This window comes from Streptomyces sp. NPDC030840 (genome assembly GCF_055572015.1).
In genome coordinates, this window is the sequence record NZ_JBVIEE010000008.1 from 194,312 (window position 1) to 209,852 (window position 15,541).

Consider the following 15,541-nt stretch of genomic DNA (forward strand, 5'->3'; position numbering starts at 1 on the left):
ACGCCGGCGACCGCCGGCCTCCCGGTCAGGCGCGTGTGCCCGAAGGCGTCGCCTCCCTGATCCTCGACGCGTCGCTGTGGATGTGGCACAGCAGCAGGCACACGTCGTCGTCGTGCTCGGAGTCGCGCAGCAGCGGCTGCAGGAGCCGGTCGGCCGACCCCTCCAGGTCCCGGTCGAGGTCGGTCGGCTCGAAAGCCGCCAGAGCCGTCGCGAGACGCTCGATGCCCGGGTCTATGCCCTGGGCGCGGCGCTCCACCAGGCCGTCGGTGTAGAGCGCCAGCGTCGAGCCGGGCGGGAGGGGCACGGTGTGGTCGCCGATCTTCTGCCGGAGGGGGATGCCGAGCATGGCACCCGGTTTGGCGTCGAGCGTGTGCACCTGTCCGTCGGGCGTGCGCAGGACCGGTGGCGGATGACCCGCGGCGGCCCACGTGAGGGTCGGGTCGTCGGGATGGAAGCGCGCGATGACGGCCGTCGCGTACAGGTCGGGCTGCAGGTGGTGCAGAAAGGTGTGCAGGTGGGTGAGCAGCTCGCCGGGACTTCCGCCGTCGACGGCGTAGGCCCGCAGGGCCGTGCGCAGCTGGCTCATCATGACGGCGGCGTGCAGACCGTGCCCCGTCACGTCGCCGATGACGGTGATCAGGCTGCCGTCGGGCTGGCGGAAGGCGTCGTACCAGTCCCCGCCGATGTTCAGACCGTGCGTGGCCGGCAGATAGCGTGCGGCCAGGTGCAGGCCGGGGGTCGTGGGGAGGTCCGTGAGCAGCGCCCGCTGCAGCGTCTCGGCGATGTCGCGGTTGTGCTCGAAGCGTCTGGCGTTCTCCAGGGCGATGCTGGCCCGCCGGGTGAGCTCGATCAGCATGACGGCGTCGTCGGCGTCCCAGCGCTCCTTTGGGGGTGACAGCGTCAGCACGCCCAGAGGAGCCCCGCGGGTCATCAGCGGGACGCACAGCAGCGGCCGTCCGGGTTCCAGCGCGGAAGGCGGCTGGTCGTCGACGCCGGGCAGGCCGCCGGGGTGGTCGGCGGCGTACTGGGGGCGCCCCCGCCGTGCCGCGACGACGGCGGCGGCCGGATGCGGCCTGCTGCGGTTCTCGTCGGCCCCTTCGTCGTCTCCCTCGCCGAACAGCCACACGTCGACGGTGCGGGCGTACCGGGGCACCAGCAGCTCGGGCAGGAGCCGCACGATCGCGTCGTGGTTGAGGGAGGCGGTGAGTGCGGCGCTCGCATCGGCCAGGAAGGTCAGACGGCCACGGGCCTGCTCCGCTGCCGCGTGGGCCTTCTGCTCGGCGTCGAAGAGCTCCCGCTGCGCCCGCCCGGCCGCGTCGAGTTCGGCGTGCAGGGCCAGGACGCCCTGGTTGGTCTGGTGGAGTTCCTCACGGTGGAAGGCGACCAGCTGCTCCTGCTCTTCGAGCTTCTCCAGCAGCACGGCCGCGTCCTCGTCGGCGCTGAACAGGGCCTCCGCCAGCGTCTCAGGATCGTCGCCCACGTGCTCCGCCCCGGAGCCGTCACCGTTCGCGGGGAAGGACGCCGTGACGCGCCAGGGCGGCTGGGTGTCGGTCGGGCGGTGGGCGGCCGACGCCACCTCCACGACGAACCGGCCGCCGGCACCCGGCGAAGGGGGGACCCGCACACCGAGCCGCCACTCACCGCCCTTGGTCAGGCACTGGCGCAGGTGTTCGGTGAGCGCGGTCACCAGACGTGCGCGCTCCACGGCCGTCACACCGTACGCGGTGGCGAGCCGGGCGGTGGCGATCCGGGCCCGTGCGGCGTCGGTGACGGTGCTGATGTGCCAGATACGGGTCATGAGGTCCGGTCCGGTGGTGCGAGGCTCAGTACGGCGACCGCGGTGTCGTCGCGCACCGGCCGGGCGGGGCTGCTCGCGTCGCGCACGATCATCGCGGCGACGACAGCGGGGTCGAGGGACGGGCTGTGCGCCGCCGGACCGGGACTCCATCGGCTCGGCAGGCCGTCACTGTGCAGTACCAGAAGGCAGTCGTCCTCCCACTCCACCCGGTGCTCGGGCAGCCTCGCCGACCGGTGGGCGCCGACGATCCCCGGACGCGAGAGCAGGGGCTGCCACCTGTCGCCGCGACGCAGCCGGGCTCCTATGTTCCCGACCCCGGCGAAGCGCAGCTGTCCGGCTCCGACCTCCAGTTGGGCGACGGCCACGGCCGCGCCCCGGGTGTCGCGCAGCGCCCCGTCCAGCCGCCGCAGGAACTCCGCCGGCGGCAACTCGCCCGAACGGCGCAGCTCCTCGACCGCGGCCGAGGACGCGCGTGCCGCCTCCGGGCCGTGGCCCAGACCGTCGGCCAGCATCAGCGTCACGCGGTCGCCCGACCGGATCCCTGCCCAGGCGTCACCCGAGTACTCCGCCGCCGCGAAAGGGAAGTTGATGCCGCCCACCCGCACCGGGGGACGGGCCGGGCGCCCCGCGGCGCCGGAACGGCCCCGCCGGGCGCCGATCCGTGCCAGCGCGACCGTCCCCCGCCCCGGCACACTGTGCAGGTCGAAGTCGTCGGCGACCCGACGGCAGGTCCCGAGACCGGCACCGAGCGAGTCGGTGGTCGAAAAGCCGTCGCGCAGCGCGGTGCCCACGTCGGCCATCCCCGGGCCGTGGTCGACCGCCAGGATCTGCACGACGGGGACGCGCTCGTGACCCGGGGGCGCGAGCGGGAACTCCACAAGGTCCAGGAGTATCCGCCCGCCGCCCGCGTGCTTCAGCAGGTTCGTCGCGAGCTCGGTGGCCACGAGGGCGGCGCCCGCCGTGCGGTCGTCGTCGAGTCCTGCCAGGCCCGCCGCCTCCTCCGTCGCCACGCGTACGTCGCGCACGCGGGTCGAGTCGTGGACCGGCACCTCCCAGACGCGGGGCATCACGGCTCCTCACGCGGCCGCGGAGGACCCGAGACCCACGAGGTCACCGTCACGGTCGTCCCCCTGCCCGGGCGGCTGTCGATGTCGAACTCGTGGACCAGACGCCGCGCCCCCCCGAGGCCCATGCCCAGCCCTTCACCGGAGGTGTAGCCGTCGCGCAGGGCCTGGTCGATATCGGGGATGCCCGGTCCCTCGTCGCTGAAGGCGAGCCGCAGCCCCGGCACGCCGCCCCTGTTCACCGGTGCGCACGCCATCTGTCCCCCGCCGCCGTGGACGAGGGTGTTGCGGGCCAACTCACTGGCGGCGGTGACCAGTTTCGTCTGTGCCACCAGGCCGAAGCCGAGCTGGGCAGCGGCCTGCCGCACGTGCTGCCGTACCCACACCAGATCCAGGTCCGAGTGGATCGGCAGGCAAGCGGAGACACCGCCGGCTGTCTGCATCAGGGACTCTCCTGGCGTGTGCGCCCGTGCCGGGGGGAGATCGAGGCTTCGCCGAGGAGGCGCATGGCCTCCTCGGAGCTCAGTGCCGTGCGCAGCCCCGGGAGGGTCAGACCCAGTTCCACGAGCGTGATGGCCACGGCGGGGCGCATCCCGGCCACGACGGTCTCCGCGGCGAGGAGCCGCGTCTTGGCCGCGATGTCGCTGAGTACCCGGCCGAGGAACGAGTCGACGATCTCCACACCCGAGAGGTCGATGACCACGCCCTTGACCAGGCTGTCGGCGGCCGCCTCGCTGACGTCCTGCTGGAGCTGCTCCGCCGTGCCGTCGTGCAGGTCCCCCTGAAGCGTGACGAGAAGGACGTCACCGAGCCTGAGGACGGGCACCTGGCCACCGTACGGGGAGGGGAACGCGCCGGTCACCGGGGCCCCGCGTCGTGCGAATCCTGGGGCACGATGTGTACGCCCTGCTCCATCAGGGCGTACCCGAGGGCGTCAGCCAGGCTCGCCCGAGTCTTCACCGTGCCCAGGTCGAGGCCCAGGTGGACGATGGTCTGGGCGATGGCGGGCCGGATGCCGGAGACGATGCACTCCGCCCCCATCAGACGTGCCGCCGCGACGGTCTTCATCAGGTGCTGTGCGACGAGGGAGTCGACGGTCGGCACCCCCGTGATGTCGAGGATCGCGAAACGCGCGTGCTGTTCCACGATCGAGTCCAGGAGTGTTTCCATCACCACTTGGCTGCGGGCGCTGTCGAGCGTGCCGATCAGCGGCACGGCGACGATGCCCTCCCACAACTTGATCACGGGCGTGGCCACTTCGAGCAGCTGCACGTGCTGCCGGTTGATGAGCTCCTGTCCCGCGCTCAGCAGCGTCTCCAGAACGACCAGGCGCAGCGTGCCCATCAGGACGGTGAGTTGGGTCGTGCACTCCCGCACGTCCTCCGCCGGACGGTCCTGCAGGTCGGCGACGAGAAGATCGACGACGGGCGGCCGCAACGCGTCCACCTCGACCGAGATCTGACTGTTCGTCGAACCGGCGCGGGAACGCGAGGCCGCCATCCGCGCGAGCTGTTCGCGCACGACGGCGAAGCCGTCGGCCTCCTGCTCCTCCACGCGTTCGGCGGCGGCCACCGCGGCCAGCGCCTCCACCACGGCCCGGCCCGCTTCCACCGCCTCGTCCCGGGAGACGGTGAAGACGGTGCGGAACAGAGCCGCGTCGGCCCACCGTTGGGCGATCTGCTCCCGACGTCGGCGCAGGAAGTCCGCGACCTCCTGCGCCGACGTGTCCTGGTGTCCTGCCGCTTGCTGCTCCGGCACGTATTACTCCTCACCTGTTGTGCGCTGCCCCGGCTTCAGCGGAGAGCCCGTCGGTGCGATCCCTTGATTGAATGCCCGACAACTGTAGACGCGCTGTGATCCTCGGCAACCGCGCTGCCCTGCCCGGCGGTCCGGGCCGTACGACCTCCCTCTCATGACGTCATGACCGCCCGAACCAGTCGAGGCAGACCACCAGCGCGTCGTCCTCGGGCTCGGCGGAACCGCGGTGGCCCGACAGCTGCCTCAGTACGGCGGCGGGCACGTCGGCCGCCGGGAGCAGAGCGGTGGAGGTGATGGCCCGCGCCAGGGCCCGCTCCCCGTACGTCTCGCCACCGGGCGCGGCGACCCCGTGCACCCCGTCGCTGACGAAGACCAGCCGGTCCCCCGGCTCGACGTGGAACTCCTGAGCCACGTAGTCGGTTTCCTCGAACATGCCGAGGGGGAGCTGCGCCTCCAGGTCGACGGACGTCACGTTCCGCTCGCGCAGGCGCAGCATCCGGGGCGAACCGGCGTCGACGACCTGGAGGCGCCCGGTGGCCAGGTCCAGGTCCAGCAGGAGCACGGACAGGTGGACACGGCCCTGGTAGTGGGCGTGGATCGCCTGGTCGGCGAGGGCGGCCTGGTCGGCGATGGACAGGCCCGCACGCCGCGCGTTGCGCAGCGCGTTGATCCCCAGGGTGGTCAGCAGCGACGCCTCGATGCCCTCTCCCATGCCGTTGGTGATGTACAGCATCAGGCGGTCGGCGCTCGCGGACCAGTCGAAGTTGTCGCCGAAGACCGCGTAGGCGGGCTCCAACTGGCCGCCGAGCGCGTACTCAGGGCGTGCGCAGGAACGGCCGGGAAGCAGCTGCCACTGCATCTCGGCCGCCAGTGTGAGGCGGTCCGTGCGCCGCGCCCGGAGGTACACGTCGGTGTCCCGTTCCGCGACGATCATCTCGTGTCCCAGGACCTCGGCGATCTCGGCCAGCTCGGCGCGGTGCTCCTCGGCCTGGTCGGCGGAGTCCATGGTGACCACCAGCACGCCGAGACGGTCGCCGCGCACCGACACGGGCACGTGCAGGCGCACCTGCGCGTCGCCGCACCTCTCCAGACACGGTTCCTGGGACCCGAACGCCCGCCCGGCCGGGCTGCCGTGCACCGGCAGGGACTCGGGCCGGCCGGCGGGCACGGGGACGCTCCGCAGCACGGCGAGCCCGTAGTCGGCCATGAGGAGGTCGACCGCCTTCGCCGCGTAGCTTCCGCACAGCACCTGGCGGACCGCGTCCACCAGGTGGTGCGGGGGCGCGGAGCGCAGTGCCCGCTCGGCTGCCGCCAACCTGTTCACGATGTCGGACACGCCATTCTCTCCACTGTGACGGTGCTGGTCCCGCGTCGCCGCGGTCGCCGTCCGTCTGTACTCCTGTGCCTGTATCCGGTGTTCTGTCCGGCCTGTCCGCCGTAGCGGGCTGACACTGTTCGAGAACCCTGGAAGAGTGGGGGCGTGCCTTCCTCCTCCTCGCACCCACGGCCGGACGAGCTGGCGCGTATGACCTCACAGGCGGCGGAGCTGCTGGAGGTCGTGTGGGGCCGTGCTTCCACAGCGCCGGTGTCCGCCTCACAGATCCGCGTGCTGTTCATCCTCGAACACAACGACGGCATCAACCTGCGGATGCTCGCGGACGCCCTGGGCTCCACACCGCCCTCCACCAGCAGACTGTGCGACCGCCTGCAGGCCGTCGGTTTCGTGGAGCGGAAGCCCAGTGCCTCCAGCCGCCGTGAACTGCGCCTGCAGCTGAGCCGGCGCGGCCGGACCTTCCTGGCGAACCTGCGGGGCCGCCGTGAGAGCGCCCTGGAGGCCGTGCTGGCGCAGATGCCCACCGCGAAGCGCACCGCGCTGCTGGAGGGCCTGGAGGCGTTCTGCGGCGCCGCGGCGGCACAGATCCACGAGGGCGAGACCCCTGACGTCCAGAGTGCCTGATCCGGCGTCAGGGGTGCCTGACATGCGGCGTTGCTCCCGCGCATCTCACACCTCCCGCGCTTGCCCTGGCTCACTCTGTTGCCTCACGGCCATAGTTGTCAAACAGCAACTGTTGGTCCCGTGGAGGCTCCTCGCGACGGACGAATCACCCCGTGGCGTCACGGGATTCGAGGTCCGGCCGACGGGCCCTAGTCGGACGGGGAGTCCCCTGATCGCTCTGAGCGCACCGGGCCGGCCTGCTCCGCGTCCAACGGTTCCTCGTCGGTCCGCGGGTCGTCCAGGGCGGCCAGCGCCTCCTCGACGCTCTCCACCGTCCGCACGGTGATGCTGACGCCCGTGAGGTCCAGGATCCGCCGCACTGCCGGCGTCGGGGAGATCACGTACACGCCCCCGTGGATCTGCCGTACCTCCTGGTAGACCCGCAGGATGATGTTCATGCCGGACGAGTCCATGAAGGGCACGGACGAGACGTCGAGCAGGAAGTGCCGCCGACCGTGGTGGAGCTGGTTCGCCACGTGATGCTGGAGCTCCGTCGCGGTATCGATGTCCAGATCGCCCTCGATGGTGAGCAGCGCGGCATCCTCCCGCGGCAGCGTCACCTTGATCGACAACGGATTCTGGGCAACAGACACAAGTACCTCCCACAGGCGTTACCGGTTCGGGGCCGGTTACCCCGAAGTGGCGGTTCGATGCATCGCCCGGCGACATCGGGGACACCCCTGCTCGTCATGGCGATGCGCTCGTGCGCATACCCGCGATTCGTGCGGACACACGGTTCCGCTCCCCCCTGCCGTGCTGTTCGCGCCGACCGGCTGCCGTACGGGGCCGTCTCCCCGGGTGATTCCCGCCATCAGGGCGTTCCGTGGTTTCGGACGCCTCGTTGCGGTCAGCCGATGTAAAGGAGAGAAAGGTACAGAACGGGCGTCACGGATCGCGCGTACGGGTGCGGGCGGGACGTCCCCGGGGTGACGGGACGGTACGGAACTGCCGGCGCCGCAGCTGTCCGGCCACCAATTCCCCTCAGGGAGCGAGAGGATGCGTGAGCAATACCGGGTCCAGACCATAGGCCGCCCGGCGGTGCCGGGGCGGGCCCGAGGAGGGCCGCGGAACCCACGGGAGGCACGTGAGGCCGTCAGGCGGGTGGTGGCCGAGCGTACGGCGGGCACCGGCTGCGACGAGGACGCGCTCTCGGACGCGTTGCTCGTGGTGTCGGAACTGACCACCAACGCGATGCTGCACGGCGGCGGCATCACGGACTTCGACGTCGCCCTCGTCGGTCGTGACCTGTACGTGTCGGTGAGCGACGGCGACCACCGGCTGCCCATGACGTCGCCCGCGGTCGACGACCACGGCCGATGGCGGACCGGAGGCCGCGGCTGGCGGATCGTCCGCCGGCTGTCCCGCGATGTGGCGGTGTCGCCCCTGCCGTCCGGCGGCAAGCGCATCACCGCGGTGGTTCCCCTGTGTCCGGTGCACCCGGTGCCGGTCGGCAGCGGCGGGTCGCCGGGAGGCCACGTGCGGTGATCGCCAGAGGAGAGTCCCGCCGACCCGGTTCGGCGGGACTCTCCTGTGGTCCGGCGGCCTGTGGGAGACCGGCGGGGGGTGTCAGGCCACGCCGGGCTCCAGCAGGCCCTTGCGCAGACGCTTGATGATGCGGCTGATCAGCCGTGAGACGTGCATCTGCGACACGCCGAGGTGCCCGGCGATCTCCGACTGGGTGAGCTCCTCGACGAAGCGCATGTGGAGGATCCGGCGTTCCCGCTCGTCGAACTGGGCGATCAGGGGTGCCAGCGAGTGGAAGTCCTCGACGAGTTCCAGCGACGGGTCCTCCTCGCCGATGACGTCGGCCAGCACGGTCTTGCCGTCCTGGGCGTCGTCGGGGCCGAGCACGGCGTCGAGGGAGGCGGAGTTGTAGCAGTTGGCCGCCTTGCGCGCCTCGATGACCTCTTCCTCCGACAGGGACATCAACTGGGAGAGCTCACGCGTGGTCGGAGTGCGGCCCAGCCGGGACCGCAGCTCGTCCGTGGCCTTCGCCAGCTCCACCCGGGCCTCCTGCAGACGCCGCGGCACGTGCACCGCCCAGCTGGTGTCCCGGAAGAAGCGCTTGATCTCGCCGACGATGTAAGGCACCGCGAACGTGGTGAACTCGACCTCCCGGGAGATCTCGAACCGGTCGATCGCCTTGATCAGCCCGATCGTCCCGACCTGGACGATGTCCTCCAACGAGTCCTCCCTGCCGCGGAAGCGCGAGGCGGCGTAGCGCACGAGGGAGAGGTTCATCTCGATCAGCGTGTTGCGTACGTACTGGTACTCGGGGGTCCCCTCTTCCAGCACGGCCAGCCGGTCGAAGAACCGGCGCGACAGCTCACGGGCGTCCTTCGGGCCTATCTTCGAGGGGGCGTCGATGAGCGGCAGTCGCGCCTCTTCCGCCGTAACAGTCCCCTGCGCCGTGGCCGTTGTCCGTGCTGCCGTCACGGCTGCCATGCCGTCCACCCCAATCGCCGAAGTTCCCGATGTCACGACTCGCCTGCCCGCCTTCATGCGAAGCACTCCTCCCAATTGGCGAAGGCGCACCGTCAGGGCGGTGTGTGGCGTGAAGTCGTCGCTCCCACGAGCATGTGTCATGAAGCATGTGCGGACCGTTGTTTGCCCACGCGAGCGCGGGGCAAGCGGGATTCCGTGCTTCGGACCAGAGGCGCGCCGACGGGAGAGGTGTGTTCCCTTCGGGGCCTCTCGCCCCCGCGCACCCTTTCCCGCGGCAGTTCCCCCTGAAAATCGTCGTTCAGGAGCGATTCCGCATGCTCGTTGAGACTTCCGCAAACGGTTCCGGTGTGTCCGCGCGTTCCCACGGGCCGGGACAGCGGGTGCACGACGACGCCCCCGACACCATCGCCGACTTCGTCCGGCTGGCACAGCTGGAGGACGGGCCCGAGCGCGAGGCGCTGCGGGACGAACTGGTGAAGCTCTGGCTGCCCATGGCCCATCGCATCGCGGGCCGGTTCCGCAACCGCGGTGAGTCGCTGGAGGATCTGCGACAGGTCGCGGCCGTCGGGCTGCTGAAGGCCATCGACCGGTTCGAACCCGAACGCGGAGCGTTCGAAAGCTACGCCGTTCCCACCATCACGGGTGAGATCAAGCGCCACTTCCGCGACCGGATGTGGGCGCTCCGCGTTCCCCGCCGCGTACAGGAACTGCGCAACAAGGTGCGCGTCGCGCGCCGCGAACTCAGCCAGACCGCCGGCTCCGGCACACCGACCGTCGCCGAGATCGCGGCTCACACGAAGCTCACGGAGGAGGAGGTGACCGCCGGAATGGAGGCGCTGGACAGCTACAGCACGCTGTCCTTGGACGCGGAGGTGTCCGCGGGCGACGACGGGTACAGCCTCGCCGACACGCTCGGCGCCTGCGACACGTCGTACGACACCGTCGTCGACCGCGAGGCCGCGAAGGAGGGCCTGCGGCAGCTGCCCGAACGGGAGCGCGCCATCCTCTACATGCGGTTCTTCGAGGACATGACCCAGAGCCGCATCGCCGAACAGCTGGGCATCTCGCAGATGCACGTCTCCCGTCTGATCAGCCGCAGTTGCGCACGGGTGCGCGACGAGGCCCTCGGCGCGCAGAAGGCGGGAGCCCGCCGGGACAGCGGCGAGCGGTCCGGCCCCGACCGGTGAAGACCCGCGTTCCCCCGTTCCCCGCGTTCCCCGCGAGACAGAACCCGACCGAAGAAGCCGAAGAAGCCGAAGAAGCCGAAGAAGCCGAAGAAGGAGCCTCATGCTGAAGCCCCATCCCGCGATCCTGCGCAGACTTGTCGAGGAGTACGAGGAGGCCGTGCGCCAGGAGGGCCGTCAGACGGCGGCGGGGCCCGGCCACCGCGCGCAGGACCTCGCCTACACGCTCTGTGTGACGACGGGCACCCGGGACGTGAGGCGGGCCTTAGAAGAGGCGCGCCGTCAGCTGGCCGCCGCGCACGAACCGGCGGCGGGCGGTGCGCCGGTCGGCGCGTGAGCCCGCCGGTTCGTACGCGGCGCTGTGCGGTGGGGAGCCGTCCGGACGCGGACCGCTCCTCACCGCCTGCCCGTTCGGGCGAGGACCTTGGCGAGGAACCCCTCCATGTCCAGCTCCTCGTGACCCGGTTCCACCACGCGGTACGTGGCCTCGAGGAAGGACACGACGGCGGATGCCGGCGCGAGGATCACCGCGCACCTGCGGCCCGTACGGGCGTCGGCGTCGCCGGACAGCTCGATGCGCAGTTCGCTCCGCGCCCCCGCGCGCTGAGGGCGCAGGCGGACGTCTCCCTCGCCGACGGGGCGCCGCACCCCCTCGGCCAGCATCCCGCGGTCGAGTCTCCACTGGGCGACGATGCGGCCCTGGTGGGTGAAGGTCGCCGTCACCGCGAAGGGATCCTCCGCGTCGTAGCTCATGTGGGCCAGCACGCGGACGTGGTGGTCGGGTGCGCACTCGAGTCGCATGGTCAGGGTCCTGTGCACGAACGGAATCAAGGAAGACCTCCGGGCGGAACAGCGGGCGAGAGTGACCAGGTACCCCGATGACGCGGGTGATGCCCCGGCAATCGTTGCGAACGGAAGACGGCGGGACATGGAACGGCAGAACCGAGGAGGAAGAGCAGTGGACCGGGACGACATCTGGTCGTACTCACCGCAGAGCGGTCACCGGGACGGACAGGATCTGACGGGTTTCACCGTCGAAGCCGCCGACGGCACGATCGGGCACGTGGACCGGCAGGCCGACGACGCCCCCAGGCGCCACCTGATCGTCGACACGGGGGTCTGGGTGTTCGGCAGGAGCGTGCTGGTGCCCGCGGGACTCGTCACACACATCGACAGCGAGGCGGAGAGGATCACCGTGGCCTCCACACGGGACGAGATCAGGTCGGCTCCCCGCTTCAGGACGGATCGCGAGACCCTCGATGCGGCGTACCTGGACTCGGTCGCCGCCTACCACCTCAATCTGCCACCACGGCAGGCCACATGAGGCCGACCGGACCGGCCGGCCCTCTCCTCGACGGTGTGACCGGTGACTCATGGCCATTCCGTGCGCCATGCTTCGGGCCCGAGCGGGTATGCGGGTTCCGATGATGAGTGACGAACGAGAGCAAGTGGGGGCGTCCGGGACGGGGGCGGAGAAACGATGAAACCCGTGGACCACCGCATGAGCGGTGACAGCGCCCTCTCCCGTACGCCCAGTGACACGGACGTCCGGGCCGACACCCGCCTTCCGCGCGCCGCCCCGCGCACCGTCGCCGGTGTGCGGGGCGGGGTGCCGCAGTCGCAGGTCGCCGTCACGAGTGCCGCGTCGGCGCGGCAGCTCGCACGGGACGTCGTGCGTGAACACTGGGACCGGCCCGGCCGACGGGCCAGTGAGGAAGCCGTCATCGACCTGCTGCTGGTCGTCTCGGAACTGGTGACGAACGCGATACGGCACGGCGGCGGCATCGCCGGGTTCGAGGTGACGTGCACCCGTGAAGGAATCCGGCTGCGCGTGGACGACTACAGCGACGTCGTCCCCGCCGTCGCGTACGGCCCGGGCGCGCTGCCGGCCGGCCATGTGGGCAACGGTTACGGATGGCCGCTGATCATCCGCCTGGCGCGGGACATCGGCATCGAGCGCCGTTCCCAGGGAGGCAAGACGATCAGCGTGCTCGTACCGATGAGCTGACGTCGCCGCCGGCTCACCAGGGCAGGAAGACGTGCACGTCCTTGCCGTCGTCCCGCACCACCACGCTGACCTGCGTGCACAGGGTGTGCACCAGATGCCATCCGATGCCGCCGCCTCCGTGCTTGGGATGGAAGGGGCGCGGCGCGGGGGGCGTGGTGCTGGTGTCGTGCACGGTCACGTGCACACCGTCGAACGTGCGCCGCATCGTCAGCTCGAACGGCCCCGGAGCGTACTGGACCGCGTTGGCGGCAAGTTCGTTGACGACGAGCAGGACGTCGTCCCAGTGCTCGGGCGCCGTCGGCGGCGAGGCACGCGCCACGGCACGCAGGAACTCCTCCGTGGCCAGTCGGGCCCCGGTCACGTCACCCAGTCCGCCGCCGAATGCGGCGTGACACTTCTGCGTCTCCTCGGAAGGCAGTTTGTCGCTCCATCGCGGCTCGGTCGCCATTTCGCCTGCCCCGCTCCCTCGGTAGCGGATCCGTTCAGCGAATTATCGTCCACCGCTGCTGTTTCCCAGGAGGACCAGGGCTAGTCGTCCGGATCCAACGATGTCCGTGTGTCACGACAGACGCACAGGATCCGCATCCGCCCCGGTGCCGACGGGTAGCCGTTTGGCTGGGCGTCGTGTGGTCGGCGCCTCATCAGCGGCTGGTTTCCGTGGCGGGGTGAAGCGGGCAAGCCTCAGGGGGCCAACAGAAGAGGGGGAACCGTGATCGTCTGGATCAACGGTGCGTTCGGTGCGGGGAAGACCACGACCGCACGGGAACTGATCGAACTGATCCCGAACAGCACGCTCTTCGACCCCGAGGTCATCGGCGGCGCACTCACGCATCTGCTGCCGGCCAAGCGCCTCGCCGAGGTCGGTGACTTCCAGGACCTGCCGAGCTGGCGACGGCTCGTGGTGGACACCGCGGCCGCCCTGCTCGCCGAGCTCGGCGGCACCCTCGTGGTCCCCATGACTTTGTTGCGCCAGGACTACCGCGACGAGATCTTCGGCGGCCTCGCCTCGCGCCGGATTCCGGTGCGGCACATACTGCTCGCCCCGGCCGAAACGATCCTGCGTGAGCGAATAGCCGGCCGGGAGATCCCACCGGACCTCCCCGACGGCGAGATGCGCGTGCGGCAGTGGGCGTACGACCACATAGAGCCGTACCAGACGGCCCTCGGCTCCTGGCTCACTTCCGACGCACACCTCGTCGACACCAGCACCCGGACTCCGTACGAAACGGCCCGGTACATCGCGGAGGCGGTCCGCACCGGGGACGCGCCCGCCTGCGACATCGTGCAGACTCCCGAACCCACCGCCGAGACCCTCGCCGCGGGCGTCCTGCTCTTCGACGACCAGGACCGTGTCCTGCTCGTCGACCCGACGTACAAGCCCGGCTGGGAGTTCCCCGGAGGTGTCGTCGAACCCGGTGAGGCGCCGGCACGGGCGGGCATGCGGGAGGTCGCCGAGGAGACCGGCATACGGCTCGACGACGTACCCCGGCTGCTGGTCGTCGACTGGGAGCGGCCCGCGCCCCCCAGGTACGGCGGACTGCGCCTGCTGTACGACGGCGGGCGCCTCGACGCCGAAGGGAGCCAGCGGCCGGTCCTGCCCGGGCCCGAACTGCGGGGCTGGCGCTTCGTCACCGAGGAGGAGGCCGCCGACCTGCTGCCGCCCGTACGGTACGAGCGGCTGCGGTGGGCGCTGCGGGCGCGCGAACGCGGCGCCGCGCTGTACCTGGAGGCGGGCGTACCCGTGTGACCGGGCTCGCCCGCCGGCCCCTCTGACTGCCTCTACTCGCCCGCGTAGTTGCGCAGGAAGAGTGCCTCGGCCACCGAGAGGCGTTCCAGCTCCTCGGGCGACACGCTCTCGTTGACCGCGTGGATCTGTGCCTCCGGCTCGCTCAGGCCGATGAGGAGGATCTCGGCGTCCGGGTAGAGGGAGGCGAGGGTGTTGCACAGCGGGATCGAGCCGCCCTGGCCCGCGAACTGCATCTCCTCGCCCGGGTAGGCGACCGCCATCGCGGCGGCCATCGCCTCGTACGCCGGGCTGGAGGTGTCCGCGCGGAACGCCTGCCCCTGGCCGGTCTGCTCGCAGCTCACCCGGGCGCCCCACGGGGTGTGCGCCTCGATGTGGGCCTGGAGCAGTTTGGTCGCCCCGGCGGCGTCGACGCCCGGCGGGACCCGCAGGCTGATCAGCGCGCGGGCGCTCGCCTGCACGGACGGGGTCGCGCCCACCACCGGCGGGCAGTCGATGCCCAGCACGGTGACGGCCGGGCGCGCCCAGATGCGGTCGGCGACCGTGCCCGAGCCGATCAGCTGCACACCGTCGAGCACCTTGGCGTCCCCGCGGAACTGCTCGTCGTCGTACCGCAGGCCGTTCCACTCCGCGTCGGCCGGGAGCCCGTCGACCTGTGTCGAGCCGTCCTCCGCGCGCAGCGAGTCCAGTACGCGGATCAGCGCGGCGAGCGCGTCGGGGGCCGCGCCGCCGAACTGCCCCGAGTGCAGGTTGCCTTCGAGCGTGTCGATCCGCACCCGCACCATGGTCATGCCGCGCAGCGTCGAGGTGACGGTGGGCAGGCCGACCCGGAAGTTCCCGGCGTCGCCGATGACGATCGTGTCCGCGGCCAGCAGCTCAGGGTGCTGCTCGGCGTACCGCTCCAGGCCACCCGTGCCCTGCTCCTCCGAACCCTCGGCTATCACCTTGACGTGGACGGGGACACCGCCGTTCGCCTTCAGCGCGCGCAGGGCGAGCAGGTGCATGATCACACCGCCCTTGCAGTCGGCCGCGCCGCGCCCGTACCAGCGGCCCTCCCGCTCCGTCAGCTCGAACGGCGGGGAGATCCAGGCGGCCTCGTCCAGCGGCGGCTGGACGTCGTAGTGGGCGTAGAGGAGGACGGTCCTGGCGCCCTCGGGCCCGCGCAGGAAGCCGTACACCGACTGCGTGCCGTCCGGGGTGTCGAGCAGCGCCACGTCCTCGAAGCCCTCGGCGCGCAGCGCGTCCGCCACCCAGTTCGCGGCGGCCTCGCTCTCGCTCTTCGGGAACTGCGCGAAGTCCGCCACCGACTTGAAGGCCACCAGCTCCGCGAGTTCCCGCCGCGCGCGCGGCATCAGCGAGGCGACGGTCTCGGCGACCGGATTCGACGACATGGGCACGCTCCTCGTGGGTGCGACGTTGTGCTTCTGGGTACGCGGGTGCGGACGCGCGATCTGGTGTAGGGCGCATGCGCCTGCCGATCCTCCCACAGCGGCCTGCGGCGATGCCCGCCGTAGGATGCGGGGGGACAGATGCGGCAGGCGGCT

General features: G+C 71.2%; 18 protein-coding genes. 7 read left to right on the top strand and 11 right to left on the bottom strand.

Features of this window, described 5'->3' with window-relative positions; all coding sequences use genetic code 11:
• Positions 1–25: 25 nt before the first annotated feature.
• The 6 genes from ACZ49J_RS19655 to ACZ49J_RS19680 form a co-directional block, all read right to left on the bottom strand.
• Complete coding sequence (locus tag ACZ49J_RS19655; protein ID WP_467449531.1) at positions 26–1,798, bottom strand: PP2C family protein-serine/threonine phosphatase; 1,773 nt, start codon at positions 1,796–1,798, stop codon at positions 26–28.
• Complete coding sequence (locus tag ACZ49J_RS19660; protein WP_467449532.1) at positions 1,795–2,865, bottom strand: SpoIIE family protein phosphatase; 1,071 nt, start codon at positions 2,863–2,865, stop codon at positions 1,795–1,797. Before ACZ49J_RS19660 ends, ACZ49J_RS19655 begins: the two co-directional genes overlap by 4 nt.
• Positions 2,865–3,305 (bottom strand): anti-sigma regulatory factor, encoded by a 441-nt coding sequence (locus ACZ49J_RS19665; protein WP_467449533.1) that lies wholly within the window; start codon positions 3,303–3,305, stop codon positions 2,865–2,867. The genes ACZ49J_RS19660 and ACZ49J_RS19665 overlap by 1 nt, the downstream gene beginning before the upstream one ends.
• Entirely contained in the window at positions 3,305–3,724 is a 420-nt protein-coding gene (locus ACZ49J_RS19670) for an STAS domain-containing protein (protein WP_467449534.1), read from the bottom strand. Before ACZ49J_RS19670 ends, ACZ49J_RS19665 begins: the two co-directional genes overlap by 1 nt.
• Positions 3,721–4,620 carry an STAS domain-containing protein gene (locus tag ACZ49J_RS19675; RefSeq protein ID WP_467449536.1) on the bottom strand — a complete coding sequence of 300 codons (900 nt, stop codon included), beginning with the start codon at positions 4,618–4,620 and terminating at the stop codon, positions 3,721–3,723. The genes ACZ49J_RS19670 and ACZ49J_RS19675 overlap by 4 nt, the downstream gene beginning before the upstream one ends.
• A gap of 160 nt (positions 4,621–4,780) precedes the next feature.
• Complete coding sequence (locus tag ACZ49J_RS19680; RefSeq protein WP_467449537.1) at positions 4,781–5,956, bottom strand: PP2C family protein-serine/threonine phosphatase; 1,176 nt, start codon at positions 5,954–5,956, stop codon at positions 4,781–4,783.
• A gap of 189 nt (positions 5,957–6,145) precedes the next feature.
• Here ACZ49J_RS19680 and ACZ49J_RS19685 point away from each other — a divergent pair, with 189 nt between their 5' ends.
• Positions 6,146–6,577, top strand: a complete 432-nt coding sequence (locus ACZ49J_RS19685) for a MarR family winged helix-turn-helix transcriptional regulator (RefSeq protein ID WP_467449538.1) — start codon at positions 6,146–6,148, stop codon at positions 6,575–6,577.
• A 188-nt stretch (positions 6,578–6,765) separates the two neighbouring features.
• On the opposite strand, the gene ACZ49J_RS19690 is transcribed toward ACZ49J_RS19685, so the two are convergent.
• Entirely contained in the window at positions 6,766–7,209 is a 444-nt protein-coding gene (locus tag ACZ49J_RS19690) for an STAS domain-containing protein (protein WP_467449540.1), read from the bottom strand.
• Between the two features lie 403 nt (positions 7,210–7,612).
• Here ACZ49J_RS19690 and ACZ49J_RS19695 point away from each other — a divergent pair, with 403 nt between their 5' ends.
• A complete protein-coding gene (locus ACZ49J_RS19695) occupies positions 7,613–8,101 on the top strand; it encodes an ATP-binding protein (protein ID WP_467449542.1) in 489 nt (162 codons plus the stop codon).
• 81 nt (positions 8,102–8,182) lie between these two features.
• Here ACZ49J_RS19695 and ACZ49J_RS19700 read toward each other — a convergent pair whose 3' ends face one another.
• On the bottom strand, positions 8,183–9,061 hold the full coding sequence (locus ACZ49J_RS19700) for an RNA polymerase sigma factor SigF (protein ID WP_467449544.1): 879 nt from the start codon (positions 9,059–9,061) through the stop codon (positions 8,183–8,185).
• A 314-nt stretch (positions 9,062–9,375) separates the two neighbouring features.
• On the opposite strand from ACZ49J_RS19700, the gene ACZ49J_RS19705 reads away from it, so the two are divergent.
• Both ACZ49J_RS19705 and ACZ49J_RS19710 read left to right on the top strand, forming a co-directional pair.
• Positions 9,376–10,248 (top strand): RNA polymerase sigma factor SigF, encoded by an 873-nt coding sequence (locus ACZ49J_RS19705; RefSeq protein ID WP_467449545.1) that lies wholly within the window; start codon positions 9,376–9,378, stop codon positions 10,246–10,248.
• 100 nt (positions 10,249–10,348) lie between these two features.
• Complete coding sequence (locus tag ACZ49J_RS19710; RefSeq protein ID WP_467449547.1) at positions 10,349–10,582, top strand: DUF5133 domain-containing protein; 234 nt, start codon at positions 10,349–10,351, stop codon at positions 10,580–10,582.
• A gap of 59 nt (positions 10,583–10,641) precedes the next feature.
• On the opposite strand, the gene ACZ49J_RS19715 is transcribed toward ACZ49J_RS19710, so the two are convergent.
• Positions 10,642–11,046: an SsgA family sporulation/cell division regulator gene (locus tag ACZ49J_RS19715; RefSeq protein WP_467449550.1), complete on the bottom strand. Its 405-nt coding sequence runs from the start codon at positions 11,044–11,046 to the stop codon at positions 10,642–10,644.
• Between the two features lie 157 nt (positions 11,047–11,203).
• On the opposite strand from ACZ49J_RS19715, the gene ACZ49J_RS19720 reads away from it, so the two are divergent.
• Together ACZ49J_RS19720 and ACZ49J_RS19725 are read left to right on the top strand one after the other, a co-directional pair.
• A complete protein-coding gene (locus ACZ49J_RS19720; RefSeq protein ID WP_467449551.1) occupies positions 11,204–11,569 on the top strand; it encodes a PRC-barrel domain-containing protein in 366 nt (121 codons plus the stop codon).
• 156 nt (positions 11,570–11,725) lie between these two features.
• A complete protein-coding gene (locus ACZ49J_RS19725) occupies positions 11,726–12,253 on the top strand; it encodes an ATP-binding protein (protein ID WP_467449553.1) in 528 nt (175 codons plus the stop codon).
• Between the two features lie 13 nt (positions 12,254–12,266).
• On the opposite strand, the gene ACZ49J_RS19730 is transcribed toward ACZ49J_RS19725, so the two are convergent.
• Positions 12,267–12,701, bottom strand: coding sequence for an ATP-binding protein (locus tag ACZ49J_RS19730; RefSeq protein ID WP_467449554.1), 435 nt, complete (start codon positions 12,699–12,701; stop codon positions 12,267–12,269).
• A 261-nt stretch (positions 12,702–12,962) separates the two neighbouring features.
• Here ACZ49J_RS19730 and ACZ49J_RS19735 point away from each other — a divergent pair, with 261 nt between their 5' ends.
• Positions 12,963–14,000, top strand: coding sequence for an NUDIX hydrolase (locus ACZ49J_RS19735; protein WP_467449555.1), 1,038 nt, complete (start codon positions 12,963–12,965; stop codon positions 13,998–14,000).
• A 32-nt stretch (positions 14,001–14,032) separates the two neighbouring features.
• On the opposite strand, the gene ACZ49J_RS19740 is transcribed toward ACZ49J_RS19735, so the two are convergent.
• Positions 14,033–15,388 carry a M20/M25/M40 family metallo-hydrolase gene (locus tag ACZ49J_RS19740; RefSeq protein ID WP_467449556.1) on the bottom strand — a complete coding sequence of 452 codons (1,356 nt, stop codon included), beginning with the start codon at positions 15,386–15,388 and terminating at the stop codon, positions 14,033–14,035.
• Positions 15,389–15,541 lie beyond the last annotated feature (153 nt).